This is a genomic window from Glutamicibacter sp. NPDC087661 (genome assembly GCF_044743275.1).
Classification (GTDB): Bacteria; Actinomycetota; Actinomycetes; order Actinomycetales; family Micrococcaceae; genus Glutamicibacter.
Map to the genome: position 1 here is coordinate 746447 of NZ_JBIUWE010000001.1, position 22271 is coordinate 768717.

At 62.5% G+C, this 22271-nt stretch carries 20 protein-coding genes; 11 read left to right on the plus strand and 9 right to left on the minus strand.

Going from position 1 to position 22271, the window contains the following annotated elements; genetic code table 11:
• Positions 1 to 23 precede the first annotated feature (23 nt).
• The 11 genes from ACIOTN_RS03535 (at position 24) to secG (ending at position 10509) form a co-directional block, all read left to right on the plus strand.
• A complete protein-coding gene (locus ACIOTN_RS03535) occupies positions 24 to 728 on the plus strand; it encodes an HAD hydrolase-like protein (RefSeq protein ID WP_286134095.1) in 705 nt (234 codons plus the stop codon).
• On the plus strand, positions 729 to 1400 hold the full coding sequence (locus tag ACIOTN_RS03540; RefSeq protein WP_105656671.1) for a 1-acyl-sn-glycerol-3-phosphate acyltransferase: 672 nt from the start codon (positions 729 to 731) through the stop codon (positions 1398 to 1400). It abuts the gene before it with no gap.
• A gap of 3 nt (positions 1401 to 1403) precedes the next feature.
• Positions 1404 to 3347, plus strand: coding sequence for an excinuclease ABC subunit UvrC (gene uvrC / locus ACIOTN_RS03545; RefSeq protein ID WP_402734787.1), 1944 nt, complete (start codon positions 1404 to 1406; stop codon positions 3345 to 3347).
• Positions 3348 to 3356: 9 nt separating this feature from the next.
• Positions 3357 to 4250 carry an RNase adapter RapZ gene (rapZ, locus tag ACIOTN_RS03550; RefSeq protein WP_105656669.1) on the plus strand — a complete coding sequence of 298 codons (894 nt, stop codon included), beginning with the start codon at positions 3357 to 3359 and terminating at the stop codon, positions 4248 to 4250.
• A 5-nt stretch (positions 4251 to 4255) separates the two neighbouring features.
• Entirely contained in the window at positions 4256 to 5281 is a 1026-nt protein-coding gene (gene yvcK, locus ACIOTN_RS03555; RefSeq protein ID WP_105656668.1) for a uridine diphosphate-N-acetylglucosamine-binding protein YvcK, read from the plus strand.
• Between the two features lie 27 nt (positions 5282 to 5308).
• Positions 5309 to 6289, plus strand: a complete 981-nt coding sequence (gene whiA / locus ACIOTN_RS03560; RefSeq protein ID WP_105656667.1) for a DNA-binding protein WhiA — start codon at positions 5309 to 5311, stop codon at positions 6287 to 6289.
• A gap of 60 nt (positions 6290 to 6349) precedes the next feature.
• Positions 6350 to 6979: a superoxide dismutase gene (locus ACIOTN_RS03565; protein ID WP_105656666.1), complete on the plus strand. Its 630-nt coding sequence runs from the start codon at positions 6350 to 6352 to the stop codon at positions 6977 to 6979.
• A 184-nt stretch (positions 6980 to 7163) separates the two neighbouring features.
• Positions 7164 to 8171: a type I glyceraldehyde-3-phosphate dehydrogenase gene (gene gap / locus ACIOTN_RS03570; protein WP_402734788.1), complete on the plus strand. Its 1008-nt coding sequence runs from the start codon at positions 7164 to 7166 to the stop codon at positions 8169 to 8171.
• Positions 8172 to 8187: 16 nt separating this feature from the next.
• Positions 8188 to 9417, plus strand: coding sequence for a phosphoglycerate kinase (locus ACIOTN_RS03575; protein WP_133834207.1), 1230 nt, complete (start codon positions 8188 to 8190; stop codon positions 9415 to 9417).
• Between the two features lie 2 nt (positions 9418 to 9419).
• Positions 9420 to 10235 (plus strand): triose-phosphate isomerase, encoded by an 816-nt coding sequence (gene tpiA, locus ACIOTN_RS03580; protein WP_105656663.1) that lies wholly within the window; start codon positions 9420 to 9422, stop codon positions 10233 to 10235.
• Between the two features lie 22 nt (positions 10236 to 10257).
• Positions 10258 to 10509, plus strand: coding sequence for a preprotein translocase subunit SecG (gene secG, locus ACIOTN_RS03585; RefSeq protein ID WP_105656662.1), 252 nt, complete (start codon positions 10258 to 10260; stop codon positions 10507 to 10509).
• A gap of 66 nt (positions 10510 to 10575) precedes the next feature.
• Here secG and ACIOTN_RS03590 read toward each other — a convergent pair whose 3' ends face one another.
• From ACIOTN_RS03590 to tkt, 9 genes are all read right to left on the minus strand, one after another.
• Positions 10576 to 11271, minus strand: coding sequence for a TrkA family potassium uptake protein (locus ACIOTN_RS03590; protein ID WP_181148794.1), 696 nt, complete (start codon positions 11269 to 11271; stop codon positions 10576 to 10578).
• A complete protein-coding gene (locus ACIOTN_RS03595; RefSeq protein ID WP_133834205.1) occupies positions 11264 to 12625 on the minus strand; it encodes a TrkH family potassium uptake protein in 1362 nt (453 codons plus the stop codon). The genes ACIOTN_RS03590 and ACIOTN_RS03595 overlap by 8 nt, the downstream gene beginning before the upstream one ends.
• Positions 12626 to 12854: 229 nt before the next feature.
• Positions 12855 to 13838, minus strand: a complete 984-nt coding sequence (locus tag ACIOTN_RS03600) for an FAD-dependent oxidoreductase (RefSeq protein WP_402734789.1) — start codon at positions 13836 to 13838, stop codon at positions 12855 to 12857.
• A 91-nt stretch (positions 13839 to 13929) separates the two neighbouring features.
• A complete protein-coding gene (pgl, locus tag ACIOTN_RS03605; protein ID WP_133834203.1) occupies positions 13930 to 14670 on the minus strand; it encodes a 6-phosphogluconolactonase in 741 nt (246 codons plus the stop codon).
• Positions 14660 to 15601, minus strand: coding sequence for a glucose-6-phosphate dehydrogenase assembly protein OpcA (locus ACIOTN_RS03610; protein ID WP_105656658.1), 942 nt, complete (start codon positions 15599 to 15601; stop codon positions 14660 to 14662). The genes pgl and ACIOTN_RS03610 overlap by 11 nt, the downstream gene beginning before the upstream one ends.
• Positions 15598 to 17118, minus strand: coding sequence for a glucose-6-phosphate dehydrogenase (gene zwf / locus ACIOTN_RS03615; RefSeq protein WP_105656657.1), 1521 nt, complete (start codon positions 17116 to 17118; stop codon positions 15598 to 15600). The genes ACIOTN_RS03610 and zwf overlap by 4 nt, the downstream gene beginning before the upstream one ends.
• 6 nt (positions 17119 to 17124) lie before the next feature.
• On the minus strand, positions 17125 to 18699 hold the full coding sequence (locus tag ACIOTN_RS03620; protein WP_133834202.1) for a glucose-6-phosphate isomerase: 1575 nt from the start codon (positions 18697 to 18699) through the stop codon (positions 17125 to 17127).
• Positions 18700 to 19803, minus strand: a complete 1104-nt coding sequence (gene tal / locus ACIOTN_RS03625; RefSeq protein ID WP_105656655.1) for a transaldolase — start codon at positions 19801 to 19803, stop codon at positions 18700 to 18702.
• 18 nt (positions 19804 to 19821) lie between these two features.
• Positions 19822 to 21936, minus strand: a complete 2115-nt coding sequence (gene tkt, locus ACIOTN_RS03630) for a transketolase (protein WP_402734790.1) — start codon at positions 21934 to 21936, stop codon at positions 19822 to 19824.
• Positions 21937 to 22271 lie beyond the last annotated feature (335 nt).

Sequence of the window (22271 nt, forward strand, 5' to 3'; positions counted from 1 at the left end):
CATGGGAAGATGGCTAGGTGAATATGTCGGTAACAAGTGTGCTCTTCGATCTGGATGGGACCCTCGTGGACCCTGCCGGTGCCATAACTTCGGGTATCCGCCACGCGGTCACCTCCCATGGTTTGGCCGATCCGGGCGAAGCACGAGTTGAAGCGCTGGTAGGCCCGCCCCTCCAAATCGGGCTGCGTACGCTTGACGGCGTCACCGACGAGAACATCGACTCCATCATCGCGGCCTACCGCGCCCGCTATGCCGAGGTGGGCATGGCAGAATCCGTGATCTACCCGGGCATTGTGGCGCTCCTGGACGCGTTGCGATCGGCCGGGATCTACGTCGCAGTGACCACGGCCAAGCCCATCAACATTGCGCGCCAGCTCATTGCACGCAAGGGGCTGGATGAGCATCTCGATGCGATTCACGGCAACGCGGATGAGCACGGGAGCATGGGTTCGAGCAAGACGCACATTGTCGCTGAGGCTTTGGAGCACGGGCAGCTGGACCCGGCGAGCAGCGTCGTTGTGGGTGACCGCTACTACGATTGGGATGCCGCCCGCGAGAATTCGGTGGCTTCGGTCGGCGTCGCGTGGGGCTTTGCCCAGGACGATGAACTGCAGCAGGCAGGCGCAACTGTGGCGACAACCCGGGACCTTGCTGAGCTCCTGCTCGGAGCACAGCTGGCAAACACGCTGAACCTCGACGATGACCTCATGCAGGAAGGTGCAAAGTAGATGAGCATCTACACCATGACCCGTTCGTCGATTCGGGGCGTCATCCACGGTGTATGCCGTGCGGAAGTGACCGGGCTTGAGAACGTTCCCAAGGAAGGCGGCTTCATTGTCGCCTCCAACCACCTGTCTTTCTTCGACTCGTTGATCATTCAGGCGTTGACCCCGCGCGACGTGGCGTTCTTCGCCAAGGCGGAATACTTCACCACCCCGGGACTGAAGGGCAAGGTGATGAAGACCTTCTTCGAATCCGTGGGATCCATTCCGGTGCAGCGTGGCGAACAGGCCGCTTCGGTTGCCGCCCTCGATTCCCTGGTGGAAATCGTCGAAGGCGGCAAGGGCATCGGCATCTACCCCGAGGGCACTCGCTCGCGCGATGGCAAGTTGTACCGCGGACGCACCGGCGTGGGCTGGCTGGCGCTGACCACCGGTGTACCAGTGGTACCGGTGGGCTTGATCGGCACGGAGAAGCTGCAGCCTGCTGGTTCAAAGGGTTTCCGTCCTGCCAAATTCCATATCCACTATGGCGAGCCGCTGTACTTCGACCAGCTCGGACGCAAGCACCCGTTGCCGCAGCGCCGCCAGGCCACGGACCGGATCGTTGATGCGATTGCCGAGCTTTCCGGCCAGGAACGCGTCGATTCCTACAACCAGCTGCCACCGGACGCGAAATAGACCATGGCTGATCCGGCAAGTTACCGTCCGAGAACTTCGGACATTCCCACGAAACCGGGCGTGTACCGTTTCCGCGATGAACACGGCCGTGTCATCTACGTTGGCAAGGCCAAGGTCCTGCGCAACCGCTTGACCTCCTACTTCGCCAATCCTGACCGGCTCACGCCCAAAACCCGGGCCATGGTATTCACCGCCGGCAGCGTGGAGTGGACCGTGGTGGGTTCCGAATTGGAAGCGCTGCAGCTGGAGTACTCCTGGATCAAGGAATACAATCCCCGGTTCAACATTGTTTTCCGTGATGACAAGACCTACCCGTATCTTGCTGTCACCTTGAACGAAAAGTACCCGCGCGCCCTGGTGATGCGCGGGGACAAGCGCAAGGGCGTGAAGTATTTCGGGCCGTTCTATCCGGCCAAGGCCATCCGGGAAACCCTCGATACGCTGTTGCGGGTCTTTCCTGTGCGCAGCTGTGCGCCGGGCGTGTTCAAGCGTGCCGAAGCATCGGGTCGTCCTTGCCTGTTGGGGTACATCGACAAATGCTCGGCACCTTGCGTGGGGCGCATCAGCGAAGAAGACCATCGGCAACTGGCTGATGACCTATGCACCTTCATGAGCGGTGAGGCGACTAAGTTCACCAAGGCCCTGAGCGCCAAGATGCAAGAGGCGGTGGCCGAACTCGAATACGAGAAGGCCGCCCGCTATCGCGATGACATTGCCGCACTGAACAGAGTTTTTGAACGCAATGCCGTGGTCCTTGATGACCGTACCGAAGCTGATATCTTCGGTATTCATGGCGATGAATTGGAAGCTGCCGTGCAGGTATTCCATGTCCGCGACGGCCGTATCCGTTCGCAACGAGGCTGGGTCGTCGAAACGGTTGCGGATACCACCGGCGCTGAATTCGTCGAGCAGCTTCTCACCCAGGTCTACGCTGATCACGCGGACCGGATTCCCAAGGAAATCCTGGTTCCGACTCTGCCCGAAGACATTGAGGATGTCACGACCTGGCTCACTGAGCTGCGTGGTTCCAAGGTCTCCTTGCGCGTCGCCCAACGCGGCGACAAGGCGGCACTGGCATCCACGGTCGTGGAGAACGCGGAGCAAGCGCTGCGCCTGCACAAGTCGAAGCGAGCAGGTGATATCACCACGCGTTCGCTGGCGATGCAGGAACTGCAGGATGCACTGGGAGCCGAACAAGCACTGCTGCGCATCGAATGCTATGACGCGTCGCATACCCAAGGCACCAACGTGGTTGCTTCCATGGTGGTCTTTGAAGATGGATTGCCCAAGAAGAGCGAATATCGAAAGTTCTCCATCACCGGTGATGCAGCACGCGATGATACCGCCAGCATGTACGACGTGATCTACCGTCGCTTCAGCCGCTATCTGAAGGAGAAGATCGACCCCAAGAGCTTTGCAACCGGGGAAATGGATGAAGAAACCTGTGAGCAGGAAAAGAAGCGATTCTCCTACCCGCCATCTCTGGTGATCGTTGACGGCGGACCGCCCCAGGTGGCCGCGGCGCAGAAGGCCATGGACGACCTGGGAATCGATGACATTCCTGTGGTCGGCCTGGCTAAGCGCTTGGAAGAACTGTGGCTGCCCGACGATCCGTTCCCGGTGATCCTGCCGCGTGCCTCAGCTGCCCTGTATTTGGTGCAGCGGCTTCGCGACGAGGCGCACCGTTTTGCGATCAACTTCCACCGCGCCAAGCGTGCTAAATCCATGATCGCCTCGGATTTGGACGCGATCCCGGGGCTGGGCAAGTCCAAGCAGGCTGCCCTGCGCAAGCACTTCGGGTCGATGAAGAAGATCCGTGCGGCGAGCATCGAGGAGCTGATGGACGTGCCAGGAGTCGGTGAAAAACTTGCGACTTCCATCAAAGAGTCCCTAGAAGACGCTTCATTAACCGGTGTGAATATGACTACAGGCGAAATTGTCGACTAGCCTTGTGATATGACCGCTGAGTATGAAGCAGTAAAACCCCCTGAGTCCGAACTCGTGATCGTAACCGGCATGTCAGGTGCCGGTCGCACCACAGTCGCGCATGCTCTGGAAGACCAGGGCTGGTACGTAGTGGAGAACCTTCCACCGGCCATGCTTGGACCCTTGACGGAGATGATGAGCCGTTCGCAGGGCTCCATCCCGAAGATGGCCGTCGTGATGGACGTGCGCTCCAAGGAAATGTTCCCGGAAATCCGCGATGCCTTGGCGAACCTGACAGCCAGCGGGGTGAAGTTCCGCCTGGTCTACCTCGACGCCAGCGACGAGGTGCTGATCCGCCGCTTCGAGCAGGGTCGCCGGCCGCATCCGCTGCAGGATGACGGCCGCATTGTCGACGGCATCAAGCGCGAACGCGGGATCACCGATCAATTGCGTGAAGCTGCCGAAATCATCTTGGATTCCACGACCATGTCGGTGCACGACCTGGCACGTGCAGTCAACGAACTGTTCAGCGAATCCGGGCCGATCATCCTGCGCATCAACGTGATGAGCTTCGGGTTCAAGTACGGCCTGCCCGCTGATGCCAACTACGTGGCAGATGTCCGTTTCATCCCCAACCCCCATTGGGTACCTGAACTGCGCCCGCAGACAGGCAAGGACAAGGAAGTGTCGGACTATGTGCTGAGCCAGGAAGGCACGAGCGAGTTCATCGAGAACTACCTCAAGGCATTGGAACCGGTCTTTGAAGGTTACCGCCGCGAGAATAAGCACTACGCGACTATTGCCGTGGGCTGCACCGGCGGCAAGCACCGCTCGGTAGCAACCACCATTGAGCTGGGCCGGCGCCTGGCGCAGTTCCCGAACGTCAGGGTGAATATCAGCCACCGTGATCTGGGGCGTGAGTAGCCGCCATGGCCTTTGCTACAGGTCCGATCCCGATCCAGGGACTGACTCGAAGTGATGATTACCGCAACCCATCGGTGGTGGCCTTGGGCGGGGGACACGGGCTGTCCTCGTCGCTCTCTGCCCTGCGCCGTCTGACTACCGACCTCACCGCCGTAGTAACGGTGGCCGATGACGGCGGCAGTTCCGGGCGGCTTCGGGGATCCTTCGATGTGCTGCCCCCGGGAGACTTGCGCATGGCGCTGGCTGCGCTGTGCGACGACAATGACTGGGGCCGTACCTGGCGCGATGTCATGCAGTACCGTTTTGAATCGACCGAAAACGCCGACGAGCCATTGAACGGCCATGCCGTTGGCAATTTGCTGATCCTGGCGCTGTGGGAGTTGCTCGATAACCCGGTAGCTGGCCTGCGTTGGGCAGGTGCCCTGCTTGGCGCGCGCGGGCAGGTCCTGCCAATGAGCACGGTTCCGCTGTCCATCCATGGCGAGGTTCTTGAATCCGACCCGGTGAACGACACCTTGGTGCGTCGCCGAATCGATGGGCAGGCCAAGCTGGCTCGCGCCGGTTCCGGCGGCCTGGTTACCCACGTGTACCTGGAACCGTCCGATGCGCCGGCCTGCTCCGAAGCGCTGGAATCCATCGATCTGGCGGACTGGGTGATTCTCGGTCCCGGTTCCTGGTACACCTCGGTGCTCCCGCATCTGCTGCTGCCGGATATGCGCCAGGCCCTGGCATCGACCACGGCCAAGAAGCTGCTGACCATGAACCTGGCCTTTGATACGGCAGAGACTTCCGGGATGGACGCCGCGGCGCACTTGGAGGTGCTGGGACGTTACGCACCCGAGGTCAAATTCGATGCAATTATTGCCGACGAATCAAAGATTCTTAACAGGGATCGATTTGAGCTGGCAGCGCAAAAACTCGGTGCGCGTGTCTTTTTTAGTACAGTAGGAGTATCTGACGGTCGTGCTGTGCACGACCCGTTGCGACTAGCGGCGGCCTATCACGAGGTGTTTACCGCGATCGGGTCTTAGGAAGATCCAAGTAAGGGAGTTTGATTCATGGCATTGACGGCTTCCGTCAAAGACGAGCTGTCGCGGGTAGAGATTCGCAAGCCATCGGTCCGCAAGGCCGAGGTTTCGACCATGCTCCGCTTCAGCGGCGGGCTGCACATCGTCTCCGGACGAATTGTCATCGAAGCAGAAGTGGACCTCGCGGCGACGGCCCGGCGGTTGAAGATTGCTATCGGCGAGCTGTACGGCCACGATGCCGAAATCGTCATGGTTTCCGGATCGGGCATCCGCAAGGGGAGCCGCTACATTGTGCGTGTTTCCAAGGACGGCGAAGTGCTTGCACGCCAAACTGGCCTGCTTGACCAGCGCGGCCGGCCGGTACGCGGCCTGCCCTCGGTGATCGTCAACGGTTCCACCGCCGACGCTGAAGCTGTATGGCGCGGCGCATTCCTGTCCCACGGATCGTTGACCGAACCCGGACGCAGCTCCGCTTTGGAAATCACCTGCCCTGGGCCAGAAGCCGCTTTGGCGCTGGTCGGTGCAGCTCGCCGCCTGGGACTGACGGTCAAGGCGCGTGAAGTGCGCGGTGTGGACCGCGTTGTGATCCGTGATGGCGATGCCATCGCCCAACTGCTGACCCGCATGGGCGCTCACGATGCGCTCATGGTCTGGGAAGAACGGCGCATGCGCAAGGAAGTTCGCGCGACGGCGAACCGCTTGGCGAACTTCGACGACGCCAACCTGCGGCGCAGTGCCCAGGCAGCGGTAGCTGCCGGTGCCCGCGTTGAGCGTGCACTGGGCATCTTGGGCGACGAGGTTCCCGAGCACTTGCGCTATGCGGGACTGCTGCGCCTTGAGCACAAGCAAGCCTCCTTGGATGAGCTCGGCCGCATGGCCGAACCGCCAATGACCAAGGACGCCATCGCTGGCCGAATCCGCCGCCTTTTGGCTATGGCGGATAAAAAGGCGAGCGATCTGGGAATACCAGGTACGGAGTCCAGCGTTCCAGGAGATGAACTGGAACATTAAAATGTCCCCGCGGGAGCCCTCCCGCGGAGATTCAACCAATTGAGAAGATTGAGGAGAATCATGGCTGTTTATTCACTGCCAGAACTGCAGTACGACTACGCCGCACTGGAGCCGAACATCTCGGCTCGCATCATGGAACTGCACCACTCCAAGCACCATGCAACTTACGTTGCTGGCGCAAACTCGGCACTGGAGCAGTTGGCTGAAGCTCGCGAAAAGGGCGAATTCGGCAATATCCCTAAGCTGTCCAAGGACCTGGCGTTCCACCTGGGTGGCCACACCAACCACTCGATCTTCTGGAACAACCTGTCCCCAGAGGGTGGCGACAAGCCTGAGGGCGAGCTGGCAGCGGCCATCGACGACTTCTTCGGTTCGTTCGACGCTTTCCGTGGCCACTTCACCGCTTCGGCCATGAGCCTGCAGGGCTCGGGCTGGGCAGTGCTGGCTTACGACGCACTGGGCGGCCAGCTGGTCATCGAGCAGCTGTACGACCAGCAGGGCAACATCCCAGTGGCAACCACCCCGCTGCTGATGCTGGACATGTGGGAGCACGCCTTCTACCTGGACTACGTCAACGTCAAGGCTGACTACGTCAAGGCATTCTGGAACATCGTGAACTGGGCAGATGTCCAGGCTCGTTTCGAAGCTGCCCGCAACGGCGCAGCAGCGCTGATCCTTCCAGGTAAGTAAGACTTATCTGGTAAGTTAGCTCACATTCTGCGCTAATGTAGCGTAGTATGTTTCAAGTGTGTTGCGGATCCCGGCAATTCGTTGGGATCCGCAAGCACGGCACAACGGAGTGTCCTCTTAAAGAAGGCCACCTCCGCTCGCGTGCGGTCGTGGCATCATCATCCCATTTAGAGGAGATAGTCACGTGACAACCCGTGTTGGAATCAATGGTTTCGGTCGTATCGGACGCAACTTCCTGCGTGCAGTTCTGGCCCATAAGGCAGACATTGAAATCGTCGCCGTCAATGACCTTGGTTCAATCGATTCGCTTGCTCACCTGGTGAAGTTCGATTCCGTGCTCGGCCCAGTGGGCGAGCCGGTATCCGTGGACGGCGATACCATCGTCGTCGGAGAACGCCGTATCAAGGTTCTGTCTGAGCGTGAGCCAGCCAACCTTCCATGGGGCGAATTGAACGTCGATGTCGTCATTGAATCGACCGGATTCTTCACCAACGCAGAAGACGCCAAGAAGCACGTAGCTGCTGGCGCAAAGAAGGTCATCATCTCGGCTCCTGCCAAGAATGAAGACATCACCATCGTGATGGGCGTCAACCAGGACAAGTACGATCCTGCAAACCACGCCATCATTTCGAACGCGTCATGCACCACCAACTGCCTGGCTCCAGTAGCCAAGGTGCTGAACGAAGAGTTCGGCATTGTTGATGGCCTGATGACCACCATCCACGCTTACACCGCAGACCAGCGCCTGCAGGATGCACCGCACAGCGACCCACGCCGTGCCCGCGCCGCGGCGCTGAACGTCATCCCGACCTCGACCGGTGCCGCAAAGGCCATCGGCGTGGTGCTCCCAGAGCTGAAGGGCAAGCTGCACGGTTACGCTATGCGCGTACCAGTTCCAACCGGTTCGGCCACCGACCTGACCGTGAACCTGGCCCGCACCGCAACTGTGGAAGAAATCAACGCAGCATTCGAGAAGGCAGGTGCCGAGGGTGCATTGAGCGGATACCTTGAGTACTCCACCGATCCACTGGTTTCTTCGGACATCGTGACCAACCCCCACTCGGCAGTTTTCGACTCCGGTCTGACCACCGTGATGGGCAACAGCGTGAAGGTCGTCGCGTGGTACGACAACGAGTGGGGCTACTCCTCGCGACTTGTTGACCTCGTTGAATTCGTGGGATCCAGCCTCTAGTCGATAACCTAGAGACATGTCTTCTCACACCATTGACGAATTGATCGCTGACAACGGCGTCCGCGGACGGTACGTTCTGGTCCGCAGTGACCTGAACGTACCGCTCGACGGTGCAACTGTGACCGATGATGGCCGCGTCCGCGCGTCGCTGCCAGTCATCGGCAAGCTGGCTGAAGCTGGCGCAAAGGTCATCGTAATGGCCCACTTGGGACGCCCCAAGGGCCAGGTCGATGCCAAGTACTCCATCGCTCCTGCGGCTAACCGCCTGGACGAACTGGCTGACTTCGACGTAGCTGTTGCCGAAGACGTGGTGGGCGACTCCGCTCGCCAGTTGGCGGCAAACCTCGAAGAGGGCTCCGTGCTGGTTCTGGAGAACGTCCGCTTCGATGCTCGCGAAACCTCCAAGGATGATGCGCAGCGCGAAGAGTTCGCCAAGGAATTGGCTGCGCTGACCGGTCAGAACGGCGCTTACGTGAACGACGCTTTCGGTGCTGTGCACCGGAAGCACGCTTCGGTCTACGACATCGCCAGTCTGCTCCCTAGCTACCAGGGCGACCTGGTTGCTACCGAGGTCAAGGTCCTCAAGACCCTGACCGAGGCCCCGAAGCGCCCATACGTTGTGGTGCTCGGAGGGTCCAAGGTATCGGACAAGCTCGCTGTCATCGACAACCTACTGGGCAAGGCCGATCAGCTGCTGATCGGTGGCGGCATGGCCTTCACTTTCCTCAAGGCGCAGGGCTTCGCCATTGGCAGCTCGCTGCTTGAAGAAGACCAGATCGCGACCTGCCAGGAATACCTGCAGCGGGCCGAGAAGCTCGGCTGCGACATCATCGTGCCTAGCGACGTCGTAGTGGCAAGCAAGTTCGGTGCCGACGCAGAGCACGAGGTGCTGGCCGCAGACATGATCGAAGAAGCCAGCTTCGGCTCCAACGGCCTTGGCCTGGACATCGGACCAAAGTCCGCTGAACTGTTCGCAAGCTACATCACCAGCGCAAATACCGTGTTCTGGAATGGCCCGATGGGCGTCTTCGAGATCCCTGCTTTCGCCGAAGGTACCCGTACCGTCGCGCAGGCTCTGGCGGACTCGGAAGCGTTCAGCGTCGTAGGCGGCGGCGATTCCGCTGCAGCCGTGCGCGCACTGGGCTTCTCGGAGGATGACTTCGGCCATATCTCCACCGGTGGCGGCGCTTCGCTGGAGTACCTCGAAGGCAAGACCCTGCCGGGTGTTGCCGCATTGGAAGGCTAATAATGACCATTTCGCAGAACGGCGCCTTTGTGCGCCAGCCGCTGATTGCCGGCAACTGGAAGATGAACATGGACCACGTCCAGGGCATCACCCTGGTGCAGAAGCTGGCGTGGACCCTGAAGGACCATGAACACGATTACGATCGTGCCGAGGTCGCAGTGTTCCCTCCCTTCACCGACATCCGCGGCGTGCAGACACTGACCCTGGGCGACAAACTGGATATCGTTTACGGTGCCCAGGATCTGTCCGCACAGGACTCAGGTGCGTACACTGGTGAAATTTCGGGCCAGTTCCTCAAGAAGCTCGGCTGCACCTACGTTTTGGTAGGCCACTCCGAGCGTCGCGAGTACCACAATGAAACCAACCAGGTGATTGCCGCCAAGCTGGCTGCTGCCTACCGCCACGACCTGACCCCGATGCTCTGCGTCGGCGAAGGCCTGGAAGTACGCAAGGCCGGCGAGCATGTGGCATTCACCCTGGACCAGTTGGCTCAGTCGCTGGAAGGCGTAACCGCTGAGCAGGCCGCAAGCCTGGTCATCGCCTACGAACCAGTCTGGGCCATCGGTACGGGCGAAGTTGCCGGACCAGCTGACGCGCAGGAAATGTGCGCCGCAATTCGCGGTGCGCTGGCTGAACGCTTCGGTGCAGAGATTGCCGAGAAGACTCAACTGCTCTATGGCGGTAGTGTTAAGGCAGCAAATGCCGCATCGATCATGCGCGAACGCGATGTTGATGGCGTGTTGGTTGGCGGTGCCAGCCTGGATGCCGAGGAATTTGCTAATATTGTCAGGTTCGAGCATCATCTCGTCACCGACTGAATCTAACTAAGGAACCGTCGACTTGGATATTATCAAGATCATTTTGCAGGTATTGCTGGGCATTACAAGCGTCCTGCTGACCCTGCTGATCCTTTTGCACAAGGGCCGTGGTGGCGGTATGTCCGACATGTTCGGCGGCGGCATGACCAGCTCAATGGGATCTTCGGGTGTAGCCGAGCGCAACCTGAACCGCATCACCATTATTCTTGGTCTGATCTGGGGTGCCGTGATTATCGGCCTCGCTCTGGTCCTGCGATTCAGCATCGAAGCCTAGGCAGTACCCTTCCGTAGCAGTCAATAGGCGCCTTGCACATCATGTGGAAGGCGCCTATTGCGCGTCTCAGGCCAGTTGCCCGAACTTCTCGGTATCGGCAATCGATCCCAGCACGAGGATCTTGTCTCCGGTCTGCAGGACGGTGTTTCCGTCCGTGTTCTTCCATTCGCCGGCCGCATTGGTCGTGGCAGCGATGGTCACCCGGTATTTATTGCGTACCCCGGCATCACTGAGTTTCACACCGTGCAATGTGGCTGGTGCGCTCATTTTCACCATGGCATAGCCTGGATCGACTTCCAGGTAGTCCATCATGGATCCGCGCACCAGGTGGGCGACTCGCTTGCCCATATCCTTCTCCGGGTAGACGATGTGGTGGATTCCGAGCTGCTCCAGGATCAGACCGTGCCGATCGTCCTGCGCCTTGGCCCAGATCTGCGGGATCCCCATGCTGACCAAGAGCGAGCAGCACAGGATGGATGACTGCAGGTGGCTGCCTACGGCAACCACCACGCGGTCGAACTCGTGGATCGAGAGCTGTTCAAGGATTTCCCGGCTTGAGGCGTCGGCGCGAACCACCTGAGTCAATTCCCCATTCAGGGACTGGACGATGTTCTCGTGCACGTCAATGCCCAGGACATGGGTACCGGACTTCATCAGTTCCAGGGCCAGGGATTCGCCAAATCGCCCGAGCCCGATCACTGCAACGGAGTCCGCCTTAGACAGGCCCTTGGCGTCATTTCGAAAATTCAGTAGCTTAGCCAATTGAAGGCCTTTCCTTGGGGAGTTCGTAGAGCGCTTTTCGATCGCGCAGGGCCAGCGCGGAGCCCAGCGAGAGGACCCCGACGCGGCCCAGGTACATCAATGCAATGAGGATGCCCTTGGCAGGGTCCGGCAAATCCGGGGTAATGCCGGTGGACAGCCCGACGGTGCCGAATGCGGAGGTGGCTTCAAAGAGGCAGCGGTCCAGGGAATAGCCGGTCAGCAGCAGCAGGCCCATGGTGCCGACGAATACCGCCGCTACGCCCATCAGCGCCACCGTGATGGCCTGCCGGTGCACCGAGCGGGACAGGCGCTTGCCTAGGACATTGACGGCGGTCTCGCCGCGAAGTTCGGTCATGATGATGAACAGCAGGATCGCAGCCGTGGTGATCTTAATGCCGCCGGCGGTGCCGGCAGGCCCTCCGCCGATGAACATCAGCACATCCATGCCCAGCCAGGAGGCTGGATGCATCGCGCCGATATCGATGGAATTGAAGCCAGCGGTACGTGTCTGCACCGATTGGAAGAATCCAGCCAGGATCCGCTGGGCAGGTTCAAGCTCGCCCAGCGTCTTCGGATTGGACCATTCCATGGCGGTGATGAAGATGGTGCCGCCAAGCAGCAGCAATGCGGTCATGAGCAGGACCAGGCGAGTGTTCATCGTCCACTTCAGCGAATTCCGCCAGTGATGCCTGAGCTGGACCAGAACCGGGAAGCCCAAGCCGCCGAGGATGATGGCGATGCTGATGGGGATGCATAGCCACGGGTCCGCGACGAAATCCATCAGGTTATTCGAGTAGAGGGCGAATCCCGCGTTATTGAAGGAAGAGACCGCATGGAACAGGCCATGCCAGATCGCCCTGGCGGGTTCGTAGTCGTAGGCCAGCCAGAAGCGGAGGGCCAAGACGAGGGCCACTGCGGATTCGATGGCCAGTGACAGCTTGATGATCATCAATGCCGAGGTGCGCACGTCGGCGCCCGAAACGGCGGAGCTTTCGCGCTGCGTGGAGAGCCGGGTGAGGTAGCCGATGCGGCCCATGACCAGCATGCTCAGCAACGATGCGACGAGCATCAGGCCCAGGCCGCCGACCTGGATCAGGACCAGGATGACGATCTTGCCGAAGAGGGTGTAGTGGGTTGCCGTATCCAAGACAGTCAGGCCAGTGACGCACACCGCTGACGTCGCGGTGAAGATCCCGTCCACCAAGGATGTGAAGGTGCCTTGCGTGTTGGCCGCCGGTGAAGACAGGAGCAATCCGCCAATGAGGATTGCGCCGGCAAAGGCGACGGCTACTGCGCGTGCGGGTTTGGCCAGCACGCTGTGCTGCGCGGCGGACCGCGCATTGGGAAGATTCATGGAGATCGCAATGGTCGAAATAACGTCTCGCGAAACCGTGGGACGAGTAGTACGAATGAAATAATACGCTCGGAAAAGCGGGTGTCAATGGTGATTCCCGTCACTTGGCCCGTAGTTGATAGCGGACCTGCGGGAGCGCCTGGTCCGTTCTGCCACAGTCCCGCCGCCGGTTAAAGCAGACCGGCAGCCACGCGGAAAACGCGTGGCTGCCGGTTTGCCGCTGGTACTGCTAGGTACCGAGCAATTCCACGACCCGCTGTGCGGTACCCCAGGAAAGGGTGACCCCAGCCCCGCCGTGGCCGTAGGCCGCAATGACAGGCACAGCGTGCCCGTCGACGCGCTCCAAGCGGATCGTCTCGCGTGCCGGGCGCAGCCCCACCTTGTGCTCCAGGATCTCGCAGCCGGCCAGCTGGGGGACCAGGCCGATGGCACGGCGCAGCATGTCGGTGGCGGTCTGCGGGTCGACCTCGGCGTTGAAGTCGTTGGCCACGTCGGTACCGCCAACAATGATGTCATCGCGGCGCGGAATGATGTAGGTGACGCCCTGGGGATGCTCGTCATAGCAGAGCCAGTGGACCAACCCTGCGGTGTTTGCCAGGCGAATCACCTGGCCTCGGATGGGGTAGACAGTGCCGTCATCCCCGGTGAGTTCGCCGCCACGCAGGCCCGTGGCCAATACGACGGTGTCGGCCTCTTCCTGCACCTCGTCGATGGATCCGATGGTGCGCTGGATGAACTTGACGCCCTTGGCCAAGGCTTGTTCATGCAGCCAGGAGAGGTAGAGAGGCATAGTGATCACCGGGACGGTGGCACGCATGCCGGCGGCGGCAATGCGCGGGATGTCTTCTGCTGGGGCTTCGGCGGCGTTGGCGACGATCTGTGCCCAAGAGCGGTCTTCCTCCGGGGACGCTTCCAGATTCAGGCCGCGGCGCAGGTCGATGCCGGTTTCCTTGATGCCGGAGAGCTCCTCGAAGCGTGCCAGCGAACGGGCGAGCAGCAGATCGGCGGCTGCGGAGTTCTCCGAGTGGTACGGGAACCAGATGGCTGCGGCCACCGCGGAGACGGTCTGCAGCGGCAGCTGGTCGGCGATGACGGTGACCTGGTGGCCGGCGGCAGCCAGCTCATGGGCGGTGGAGAGCCCGATGACGCCGGCGCCGATCACCGTGACCTTGCGGGATGGCTGCGCGGCATCGGGCAGCGGGGCGGAATGCATGGGAACCTTTCGGGCAGGTGGCGAGGGGAAAGCAAAGGCCGGTGCCGTGATCCTGGAGTGCAGGATCGCGGCACCGGCGATGCGGTGCAGGCTAGAGCAAGGTGGCCGCGGCGCGGTCGATGATCCAGCGGGTCGCTTGGGTGCCGTGCACGGCGGAGGCCGGGACAGCGGTCTCGTTGACCTCGTGCTGGGCCTTGGCCAGCGCCGGCGCCTTGTCGGCACCGGCCACGATCAGCCAGACCTCCTTGGCGGTGTTGATGGTGCCCATGGTGAGCGTGACGCGGTGCGCAGGCGGCTTGGGGGAGTCGTGGACCGCGATGACTCCTGGCTCGTCGGACCGGGTGTGGTTCGGGAAGAGCGAGGCGACATGCGAGTCCGGGCCCATGCCCAGCATCAGCACATCGAACGCGGGGTTCAAGGCGCTGTCTTCGGCTTCCCCGGCCAGTTCCTCGGCGTAGGCCGCGGCGGCCTGCTCGGCGGACTCGTACTTGTCGCTGGCGCCCATGGCGTGCACGGTGGCGCGGTCAAGGCCCAATTCATCCAGCGCGTCGAACAGGGCTGCGGCCTGCAGCACGTTGCGATCTGCTGAATCGGTGGCGACAAAGCGCTCGTCGCCCCACCAGAAGTGCACCTGCGACCAGTTGACCGAGGCCTTGGCGGGGTTGGCCGCGACGGCTTCCAGGGCGGCGATGCCCAGCGAACCGCCGGTCACCACCACGTGGGCAACTCCGCGGGCGGCCAGTGCATCGGCGATCGAGGTGATCAGCCGGGCCGCAATGGCGTGGGCGGTAGCTTCCGGGTTCTCATGGATCAGTATTTGCCTAGCGATCACTGGATCTGATGCTCCTCAGGTTGGTCAGGTTCAGGCCCTTGGTGATGACCTCGCCGAAGACGTCATCGGCGTCCAGGCGGCGCATCTCTTCGGCCAGGCATTCGGCCACCGAACGCCGTGGCAGGGAGATGCGTTGCGGGGCCGATCCGGGCAGGTAAAGGTGGGCTACCGCGCCGGAAGGGCGCGAAAGCTCCACGTCGCCGGCTTCGCGTGCCAACCGGACGCTGGAGAGCCCGCCATTGGACTTGTCCGCGGCGATGGTCACCGGGACGTCCAGGCACAGGGTCAGCCAGGCGGCCAGCAAGGTGGTGGACGGGGAATTATCCGAGCCCTTCACGGTGATGCCCGAGAGCCCCTCGGTGCCGATCAGGTCGATGATGCTCGCCAGCTGGGCACGCCACAGGGTCAGCCGCGTCCAGGCGAGGTCGGTGTCGCCGGCCTGGTAGGTCTCGATGCGGCTGAACAGCGCGGCGGTGGGGTCTTCGGTTTCCGCCGAATCGGTGATGCGGCGGTGCGCCAGCTTGCCCAGCGCGGTGCCGGCCGGATCCTGCGGCACGCCATGCGGCCACCAGGCCACGATCGGCGCATCGGGCAGCAGCAGTGCGGAGATCAGCGCCTCGTCGGCCACGACATCCGGGCCGTAGGTGCGCATCACGATCACCTCGGAGGCGCCGGCGTCCCCGCCCACGCGGATTTGCACGTCCAGCCGGTTGGCCTCGGACTTGTTGCCGCGGACCACCACGATGATCCGGCAGGGGTGCTCGCGGCTGGCCAAGTTGGCCGCCTCGATCGCGTTCTCGGCGAACCCCTCGCGGGTGATGACCACCAGGGTCATCACGCGGGAGAGCGCTACCACGCCGTGGGTGCGGCGCGAGGAGATCAGCTTCTTGGCCACCTTGGAGGTGGTGGTGTTGGGAAGATCGATCATCATGGTCGTCTCCAGGTCCTTCCATCCTTGGCCATCAGCTCATCGCTGCTTTCGGGTCCCCAGGAGCCCGGAGCGTAGGGATCGGGCTGGGTGGGCTGCGAGGCCCAGAACTCCTCGAAAGGATCCAGGATGCGCCAGGACTGCTCGACTTCCTCATGGCGCGGGAACAGCGGCGGCTCACCGAGCAGCACATCGAGGATCAGCCGCTCGTAGGCCTCGGGCGAGGATTCAGTGAAGGCGTTGCCGTAGCCGAAGTCCATGGTCACATCGCGGATCTCCATCTGGGTGCCGGGCACCTTGGAGGAGAAGCGGATGGTCGCGCCTTCATCGGGCTGCACGCGGATCACGAACGCGTTCTGGCCGAATTCGTCGTCCTTGTGGTCGGTGAACAGCAGGTTCGGCGCCTTCTTGAAGACCACCGCGATTTCGGTGACGCGGCGGCCCAGGCGCTTGCCGGCACGCAGGTAGAACGGCACCCCGGACCAGCGGCGGGTATTGATGTTCAGGCGCACCGCCGCGTAGGTCTCGGTTTTGGACTTCGGGTTGAAGCCCTCCTCGTCGAGGAAGCCGACGACCTCCTCGGCGCCCTGCCAGCCAGAGGTGTACTGGCCTCGGGCACTGGCCGCGCCCAGGTCCTCGGGCAGCTGGACGGCGGTGAGCACCTTCTCCTTTTCGCTGCGCAGGTGGTCCGCGTCGAAGGAAATGGGTTCCTCCATGGCGGTCAGCGCCAGCAGCTGGAGCAGGTGGTTCTGGATGACGTCGCGGGCCGCGCCCACACCGTCGTAGTAGCTGGCGCGGCCGCCAATGCCGATGTCCTCGGCCATGGTGATCTGCACGTGGTCCACGTACTTGTTGTTCCACAGCGGCTCGAACATCTGGTTGCCGAAACGCAAAGCCAGCAGGTTCTGCACGGTTTCCTTGCCCAGATAGTGGTCGATGCGGAACACCGCGTCCGGCGGGAACACGGACTCCACGATCTCGTTCAGTTCGCGGGCGCTTTGCAGGTCGTGGCCGAAGGGCTTCTCGATGACCACGCGTTCCCAGCCCGGGTTCTTGTCCTTGGCCAGCTTGTGCTCGGAGAGCTTCTGGCAGACAACCTCGAACCAGCTCGGCGGGATCGAGAGGTAGAAAGCGTGGTTGCGCCCGGTGGACCGGGATTCGGCCAGTTCGTCCAGGGTCGCGGCCAGCTTCTCGTAGGCGCCATCATCGTCGAAGGCGCCGGAGATGAAGCGCATGCCGGCGGCCAGCTGGGCGAACACGGTTTCGTTGAAGGGGGTGCGGGCGCTGGCGAGGATCCATTCGCGGGCCTGGTCGGCGAAGTCCTGCGCCGTCCAGTCGCGGCGGCCGAAGCCGACAATCGCAAAATTCGGGGGAAGCAGTCCGCGGTTAGCCAGGTCGTAGACCGCTGGCATGAGTTTCTTGCGGGCAAGGTCGCCGGTGATTCCGAAGAACACCAGCGCGCCCGGACCGGCAATGCGGTTAAGCCGCCGGTCGCGGGCGTCGCGTAGTGGGTTGCTCATAGTGCCTTACTTCGCTGCCTCTAGCAGGGCAGCGATTCCGGCGGCGCGGTCCGTGAGGTTCACGCGCAGCACTGGGCGGTTATGTTCGGCGTCAGCCAGTACTGCGCCATCGCCGATCGCCTGGGCGGTGATCAGGCCGCCGAAGGTGTACGGACGCTCCGGGATCCCAAGGTCTTCCTTGTGATCCGCGGTGACTTGCAAGAACACGCCCTGTGCCGGGCCGCCCTTGTGGTACTGGCCGGTGGAGTGCAAGAAGCGCGGACCCCAGCCGAAGGTGACTGGACGGCCGGTCTTCTTGGCGAGCAGATCGCGCAGCGCGGCAAGCTCCTGGTCCGCATTGCGGTTCAGGTATGCCTGGATGGCGAGGTAGCCGTCTGCCGGAAGCTGCGCGGCGAGCTGCTCCACAGCCGCCTCCAAGGTCTTGGCCCCGGTGCCGTAGAGCTCAACTGGTCCGTCCACTGCATCCGGTGCGCTCTGCGCCGGAGCATCGAGCATGGAACGGGCGGCGATCTTCGCGGCCTCGACATCAGGCTGGTCGAAGGGGCTGATGCCCAGCAGGTAGCCGGCCACGGCGGTGGCGTACTCGAAGATCATGAAGGCGGTGCCCAGCGGTGCACTGAAGTGCACGGCGGTGGCGTCCTCGTCGAAATCCTCAGGCAGCGCGTCGTAGACGAACAGCGGCAGCACGTCCTGAGCCGGGTTCGCCAGCTCCGGTGCATCCACATGCGCGGCAACAGGCAGCACGCCCTTGCCTTCCTTGCCGGTGGACTCGGCGATCAGCTGCTCGGCCCAATCGCCGAAGCCCGGCAGGGCATCGCCCACACAGGCAATCAGCAGCTTGTCGCGGCCCGCGGTAGCCATGGCGGCACCCAGGTGCAGCGCGAGGTTGTCCTCGTCGTCCAGAGCCAGCACATCGTTGATCAGCCCGGATTCTTCAACCAGGGCTTCGATGTCCGCGCCGGCCAGGCCCGAAGGGACCAGGCCGAAAGCGGTCAGCGCCGAGTAGCGCCCGCCGACATTCGGATCCGCAGTGAATACCGCGCGCACGCCATCAGGATTATCCATGGGCGAGCCCGGATCGGTGACCAGCACCAAGCGGGTCGCCGGATCAATGCCGGCAGCCTGGAAAGCTGCGGTGAACGCACGGCGCTGCGAATCGGTTTCCACGGTGGAACCCGACTTGGAAGCAACCACCACGACGGTGCGCTGCAGGTCGGTTTCCACGATCTGCTTGACCATCGACGGATCGGTGGTGTCGCAGATGACCAGTTCCACCTCGTCATGGGCGGTGATGACCTCAGGAGCCAGCGAGGAGCCGCCCATGCCGCACAGCACGATGCGGGTAAGGCCCTCTTCTTGCAGCTCATCGCGCAGATCCAGGATCTGCGGGATCAGTTTGCCAGCTGCCTCGAAGGGGTTGACCCAACCGAGGCGGATGGCCGATTCAGCTTCTGCCTCAGGACCCCAAATGGTCGGGTCCTGGGCGGCGATGCGGCTGCCGATCTTCGCTTCGATCAGCTTCGGGAGCAACGCATCGACGGAGGCCAGGGCCTCGCCGGAGGTTACCAGACCAAGCTCCATCTACTTGGCTCCCTTCAATGCCACAGCCATGTCCTCAAGCAGCTCGTTCCATGCGACGTCGAATTTCTGAACGCCTTCGACCTCGAGCAGGTCCACGACCTCGTTGTAGTCGATGCCCAGTGCAGCGAGCTTGTCCAGCACGCGGTTGGCCGCATCGTAGCCGCCGGCGATCGCGTTGCCGCGCACCTCGGCTTCAGCCGCGGTGGCGTCCAGGGTCTTCTCCGGCATGGTGTTCACGGTCTGCGGCGCGACCAGTTCGGTCACGTACAGGGTCGATGGGTAGGCAGGATCCTTCACGCCGGTCGAAGCCCACAGCGGACGCTGGACGTTGGCGCCGGCAGCTGCCAGCACCTCGTAGCGTGCCGAAGCGAAGGACTCTTCGAAGACCTGGTAAGCCAGGCGGGCATTGGCCACGCCGGCCTGGCCGCGCACGGCGGCCGCGGCATCGGTGCCGATGGCGTCCAGGCGCTTGTCGATTTCCGAATCCACGCGGGAAACGAAGAAGGAAGCGACCGAGTGGATCTTGGACAGGTCCACGCCGGCAGCGTGGGCCTTCTCCAGGCCCAGCAGGTAGGCGTTGATGACCTCGCGGTAGCGTTCCAGCGAGAAGATCAGGGTGACGTTCACCGAAATGCCGGCGGCAATGGTTTCGGTGATGGCTTCCAGGCCCTCGACGGTTGCCGGGATCTTGATCAGCACGTTCTCGCGGTTCACGCGTTCGTACAGGGCCTTGGCCTGGGCGATGGTTGGTGCGGTCTCGTGAGCCAGGCGGGGATCGACCTCGATGGACACGCGGCCGTCGAAGCCCTGGGAGGACTCGTAGACGCCCTTGAACAGGTCGCAGGCAGCTGCCACGTCGTCGCTGGTGATTTCGGTGATCGCGTCTTCCACCGAGCGGTGCTTCTGCTCGGCGATGGCCTCGCCGTACACCTCTGCCTTGGACAGCGATGCCGCGAAGATTGCCGGGTTGGTTGTCACGCCGACCACGTTCTTCTCTTCGATCAGCTTGGCCAGCGAGCCGCTGGTCAGCCGTTCACGCGAAAGGTCGTCCAGCCAGATGGAGACGCCGGCATCGGACAGGGCCTGGGTATTCGGGTTGCTCATAATCTTTACTTCGGTTCCTTACTTGGCAGCGTTCTGCATGGAGGTTTCGGCAGCGGCTACAACAGCCTCGGTGGTGATGCCGAACTCGGAGTACAGCTTCTTGTAATCGGCGGAAGCGCCGAAGTGATCCAGCGAAATGATTTCGCCGTGCGCGCCGACCAGCTCGCGCCAGCCCTGGGCCACGCCGGCTTCAACCGAAACGCGGGCGGTGATGGCTGCCGGCAGGACCTCTTCGCGGTAGGCCGCGTCCTGCTTGGCGAACCATTCCAGCGACGGCAGCGAAACGACGCGGGCCGCGACGTTCTTGGCAGCCAGGGCTTCGCGGGCTTCGATAGCCAGCTCGACCTCGGAGCCGGTGGCCAGCAAGATGACATCCGGGGTGGTCTCCGCGCCATCGCGCACAGCCTCGGCGAGGATGTAGCCGCCCTTCAGCGTGCCTTCGGCGCCGCGGAAGCCGGTGGCCGCGCGGTCGTAGATTGGCAGGTTCTGGCGGGAGAGGACGATGCCCGAAGGGGTGCCGGTCAGCTCGAGGATGCCGCGCCATGCGTAGGCGACTTCGTTGGCATCCGCTGGGCGGACGACGTCGAAGTTGGGGATGATGCGCAGCGAAGCGAGCTGCTCCACTGGCTGGTGGGTCGGGCCGTCTTCGCCCAGGCCGATGGAGTCGTGGGTCCACACGAAGATCGAGGGGACACCCATCAGCGCGGCCAAGCGGATCGCCGGACGCTGGTAGTCCGAGAAGATCAGGAAGGTTCCGGAGAATGCACGGGTCGGGCTGGAGAGCACGATGCCGTTCACGATCGAGGCGGCGGCGTGCTCGCGGATGCCGAAGTGCAGCACGCGGCCGTACGGGCTGGCGGACCAGGAATCGGTGGAGCGGCGCTCGGGAGCGAAGGACTTCGCGGTCTCGATGGTGGTGTTGTTCGAACCGGCGAGGTCGGCAGAGCCGCCCCAGAGTTCTGGCAATTCATCGGCGATCGCGTTGATGACCTTGCCCGACGCGGCGCGGGTAGCCATGGTGGACCCTGGCTCGAAGGTCGGGATCTTCTCGGTCCAGCCCTCTGGCAATTCGCCAGCCTGCAGGCGCTCAAGCAGGGCGGCTTCTTCCGGATTGGCGCACTTCCAGGCCTCGAAGGTCTCGTTCCACGAGGTGTGCAGCTGCGCACCGCGGGTTACGACCTCGCGGGCGTGAGCCAGTACATCGTCCTCGATCTGGAAGTTCTTCTCGGGGTCGAAGCCCAGGATCGTCTTCAGGCCGGAAACTTCCTCGGTACCCAGCTTCGAGCCGTGGATGCCGCCGGTGTTCTGCTTGGTCGGCGATGGCCATCCGATGATGGTGCGCAGGCTGATGATCGATGGGCGGGAGGTCTCGGCCTTCGCGGCGCGCACAGCAGCATCGAGTGCGGCCATGTCCTCGACGTATTCTCCGGTGACGGTCCAGTCCACGCGCTGGGTGTGCCAGCCGTAGGACTCGTAGCGGCCCAGCACGTCTTCGGTGAAGGCGATGTCGGTGTCGTTCTCGATGGAGATCTTGTTGTCATCGTAGATCACAACGAGGTTGCCCAGTTCCTGGTGGCCGGCCAGCGAGGAGGCCTCGGAGGTGACGCCTTCCTGCAGGTCGCCATCGGAAGCGATGACGTAGACAGTGTGGTCGAACGGGCTGGTCCCTGCCTCGGCAGCTGGATCCAGCAGGCCGCGCATGCGGCGCTGGGAGTAGGCGAAACCAACGGCGGAAGCCAGGCCCTGGCCCAGCGGACCGGTGGTGATCTCAACGCCGGCGGTGTGGCCGAACTCCGGGTGGCCCGGGGTCTTGGCGCCCCAGGTGCGCAGCGCTTCGATGTCTTCCATCTCCAGACCGTAGCCCGAGAGGAACAGCTGCAGGTACAGGGTCAGCGAGGTGTGGCCCGGGGAAAGCACGAAACGGTCGCGGCCGATCCAGTTCGGATCCTTCGGATCGTGGCGCAGGTGCTTCTGGAAAATCAAGTAGGCGGCCGGAGCCAAGCTCATTGCGGTACCGGGGTGGCCATTGCCAACCTTTTCGACGGCGTCGGCTGCCAGGACACGGGTGGTGTCGATGGCCTTACGGTCCAACTCGGTCAGTGAGAATTCTTCAACTAAGGATTCAGTCGCCACAGCGGCGTTCCTTCCATTCAGGCTTGGACGGGAGATATCTCCCGCTGACACGCAATACGCCGTCGCCTCCTGCTTCCTCCGGCTGTGCTTTATTCAGAGGGATGCAGGTCGCGACGGCGCAATCTGAGTCAACTCTATCGCGAAAAGGCGTATTGGGGCGTTGGATTTAGCAAGATGACACAGAATTATTCGGTTTGCGCAGAAGGTGGACTTGATACGGCTATTCATGCCACGGCGTGAGCGAATTGCTCAGGCATTCTGCGCATTCGTGCGCAGGTGGCAGCCGGGGGATATGGGTGGCCGGGCACTTCTGCCAGCCGGTGCACGGCAACCAG

Bases quoted from the DNA above. Each gene is read 5' to 3' on its own strand.
- uvrC (WP_402734787.1), top strand. From the start codon at position 1,404: ATGGCTGATCCGGCAAGTTACCGTCCGAGAACTTCGGACATTCCCACG.
- ACIOTN_RS03535 (WP_286134095.1), top strand. From the start codon at position 24: ATGTCGGTAACAAGTGTGCTCTTCGATCTGGATGGGACCCTCGTGGAC.
- yvcK (WP_105656668.1), top strand. From the start codon at position 4,256: ATGGCCTTTGCTACAGGTCCGATCCCGATCCAGGGACTGACTCGAAGT.
- ACIOTN_RS03575 (WP_133834207.1), top strand. From the start codon at position 8,188: ATGTCTTCTCACACCATTGACGAATTGATCGCTGACAACGGCGTCCGC.
- zwf (WP_105656657.1), bottom strand. From the start codon at position 17,118: ATGAGCAACCCACTACGCGACGCCCGCGACCGGCGGCTTAACCGCATT.
- tpiA (WP_105656663.1), top strand. From the start codon at position 9,420: ATGACCATTTCGCAGAACGGCGCCTTTGTGCGCCAGCCGCTGATTGCC.
- rapZ (WP_105656669.1), top strand. From the start codon at position 3,357: ATGACCGCTGAGTATGAAGCAGTAAAACCCCCTGAGTCCGAACTCGTG.
- tal (WP_105656655.1), bottom strand. From the start codon at position 19,803: ATGAGCAACCCGAATACCCAGGCCCTGTCCGATGCCGGCGTCTCCATC.
- ACIOTN_RS03595 (WP_133834205.1), bottom strand. From the start codon at position 12,625: ATGAATCTTCCCAATGCGCGGTCCGCCGCGCAGCACAGCGTGCTGGCC.
- ACIOTN_RS03620 (WP_133834202.1), bottom strand. From the start codon at position 18,699: ATGGAGCTTGGTCTGGTAACCTCCGGCGAGGCCCTGGCCTCCGTCGAT.
- ACIOTN_RS03610 (WP_105656658.1), bottom strand. From the start codon at position 15,601: ATGATGATCGATCTTCCCAACACCACCACCTCCAAGGTGGCCAAGAAG.
- ACIOTN_RS03600 (WP_402734789.1), bottom strand. From the start codon at position 13,838: ATGCATTCCGCCCCGCTGCCCGATGCCGCGCAGCCATCCCGCAAGGTC.
- ACIOTN_RS03565 (WP_105656666.1), top strand. From the start codon at position 6,350: ATGGCTGTTTATTCACTGCCAGAACTGCAGTACGACTACGCCGCACTG.
- whiA (WP_105656667.1), top strand. From the start codon at position 5,309: ATGGCATTGACGGCTTCCGTCAAAGACGAGCTGTCGCGGGTAGAGATT.
- ACIOTN_RS03540 (WP_105656671.1), top strand. From the start codon at position 729: ATGAGCATCTACACCATGACCCGTTCGTCGATTCGGGGCGTCATCCAC.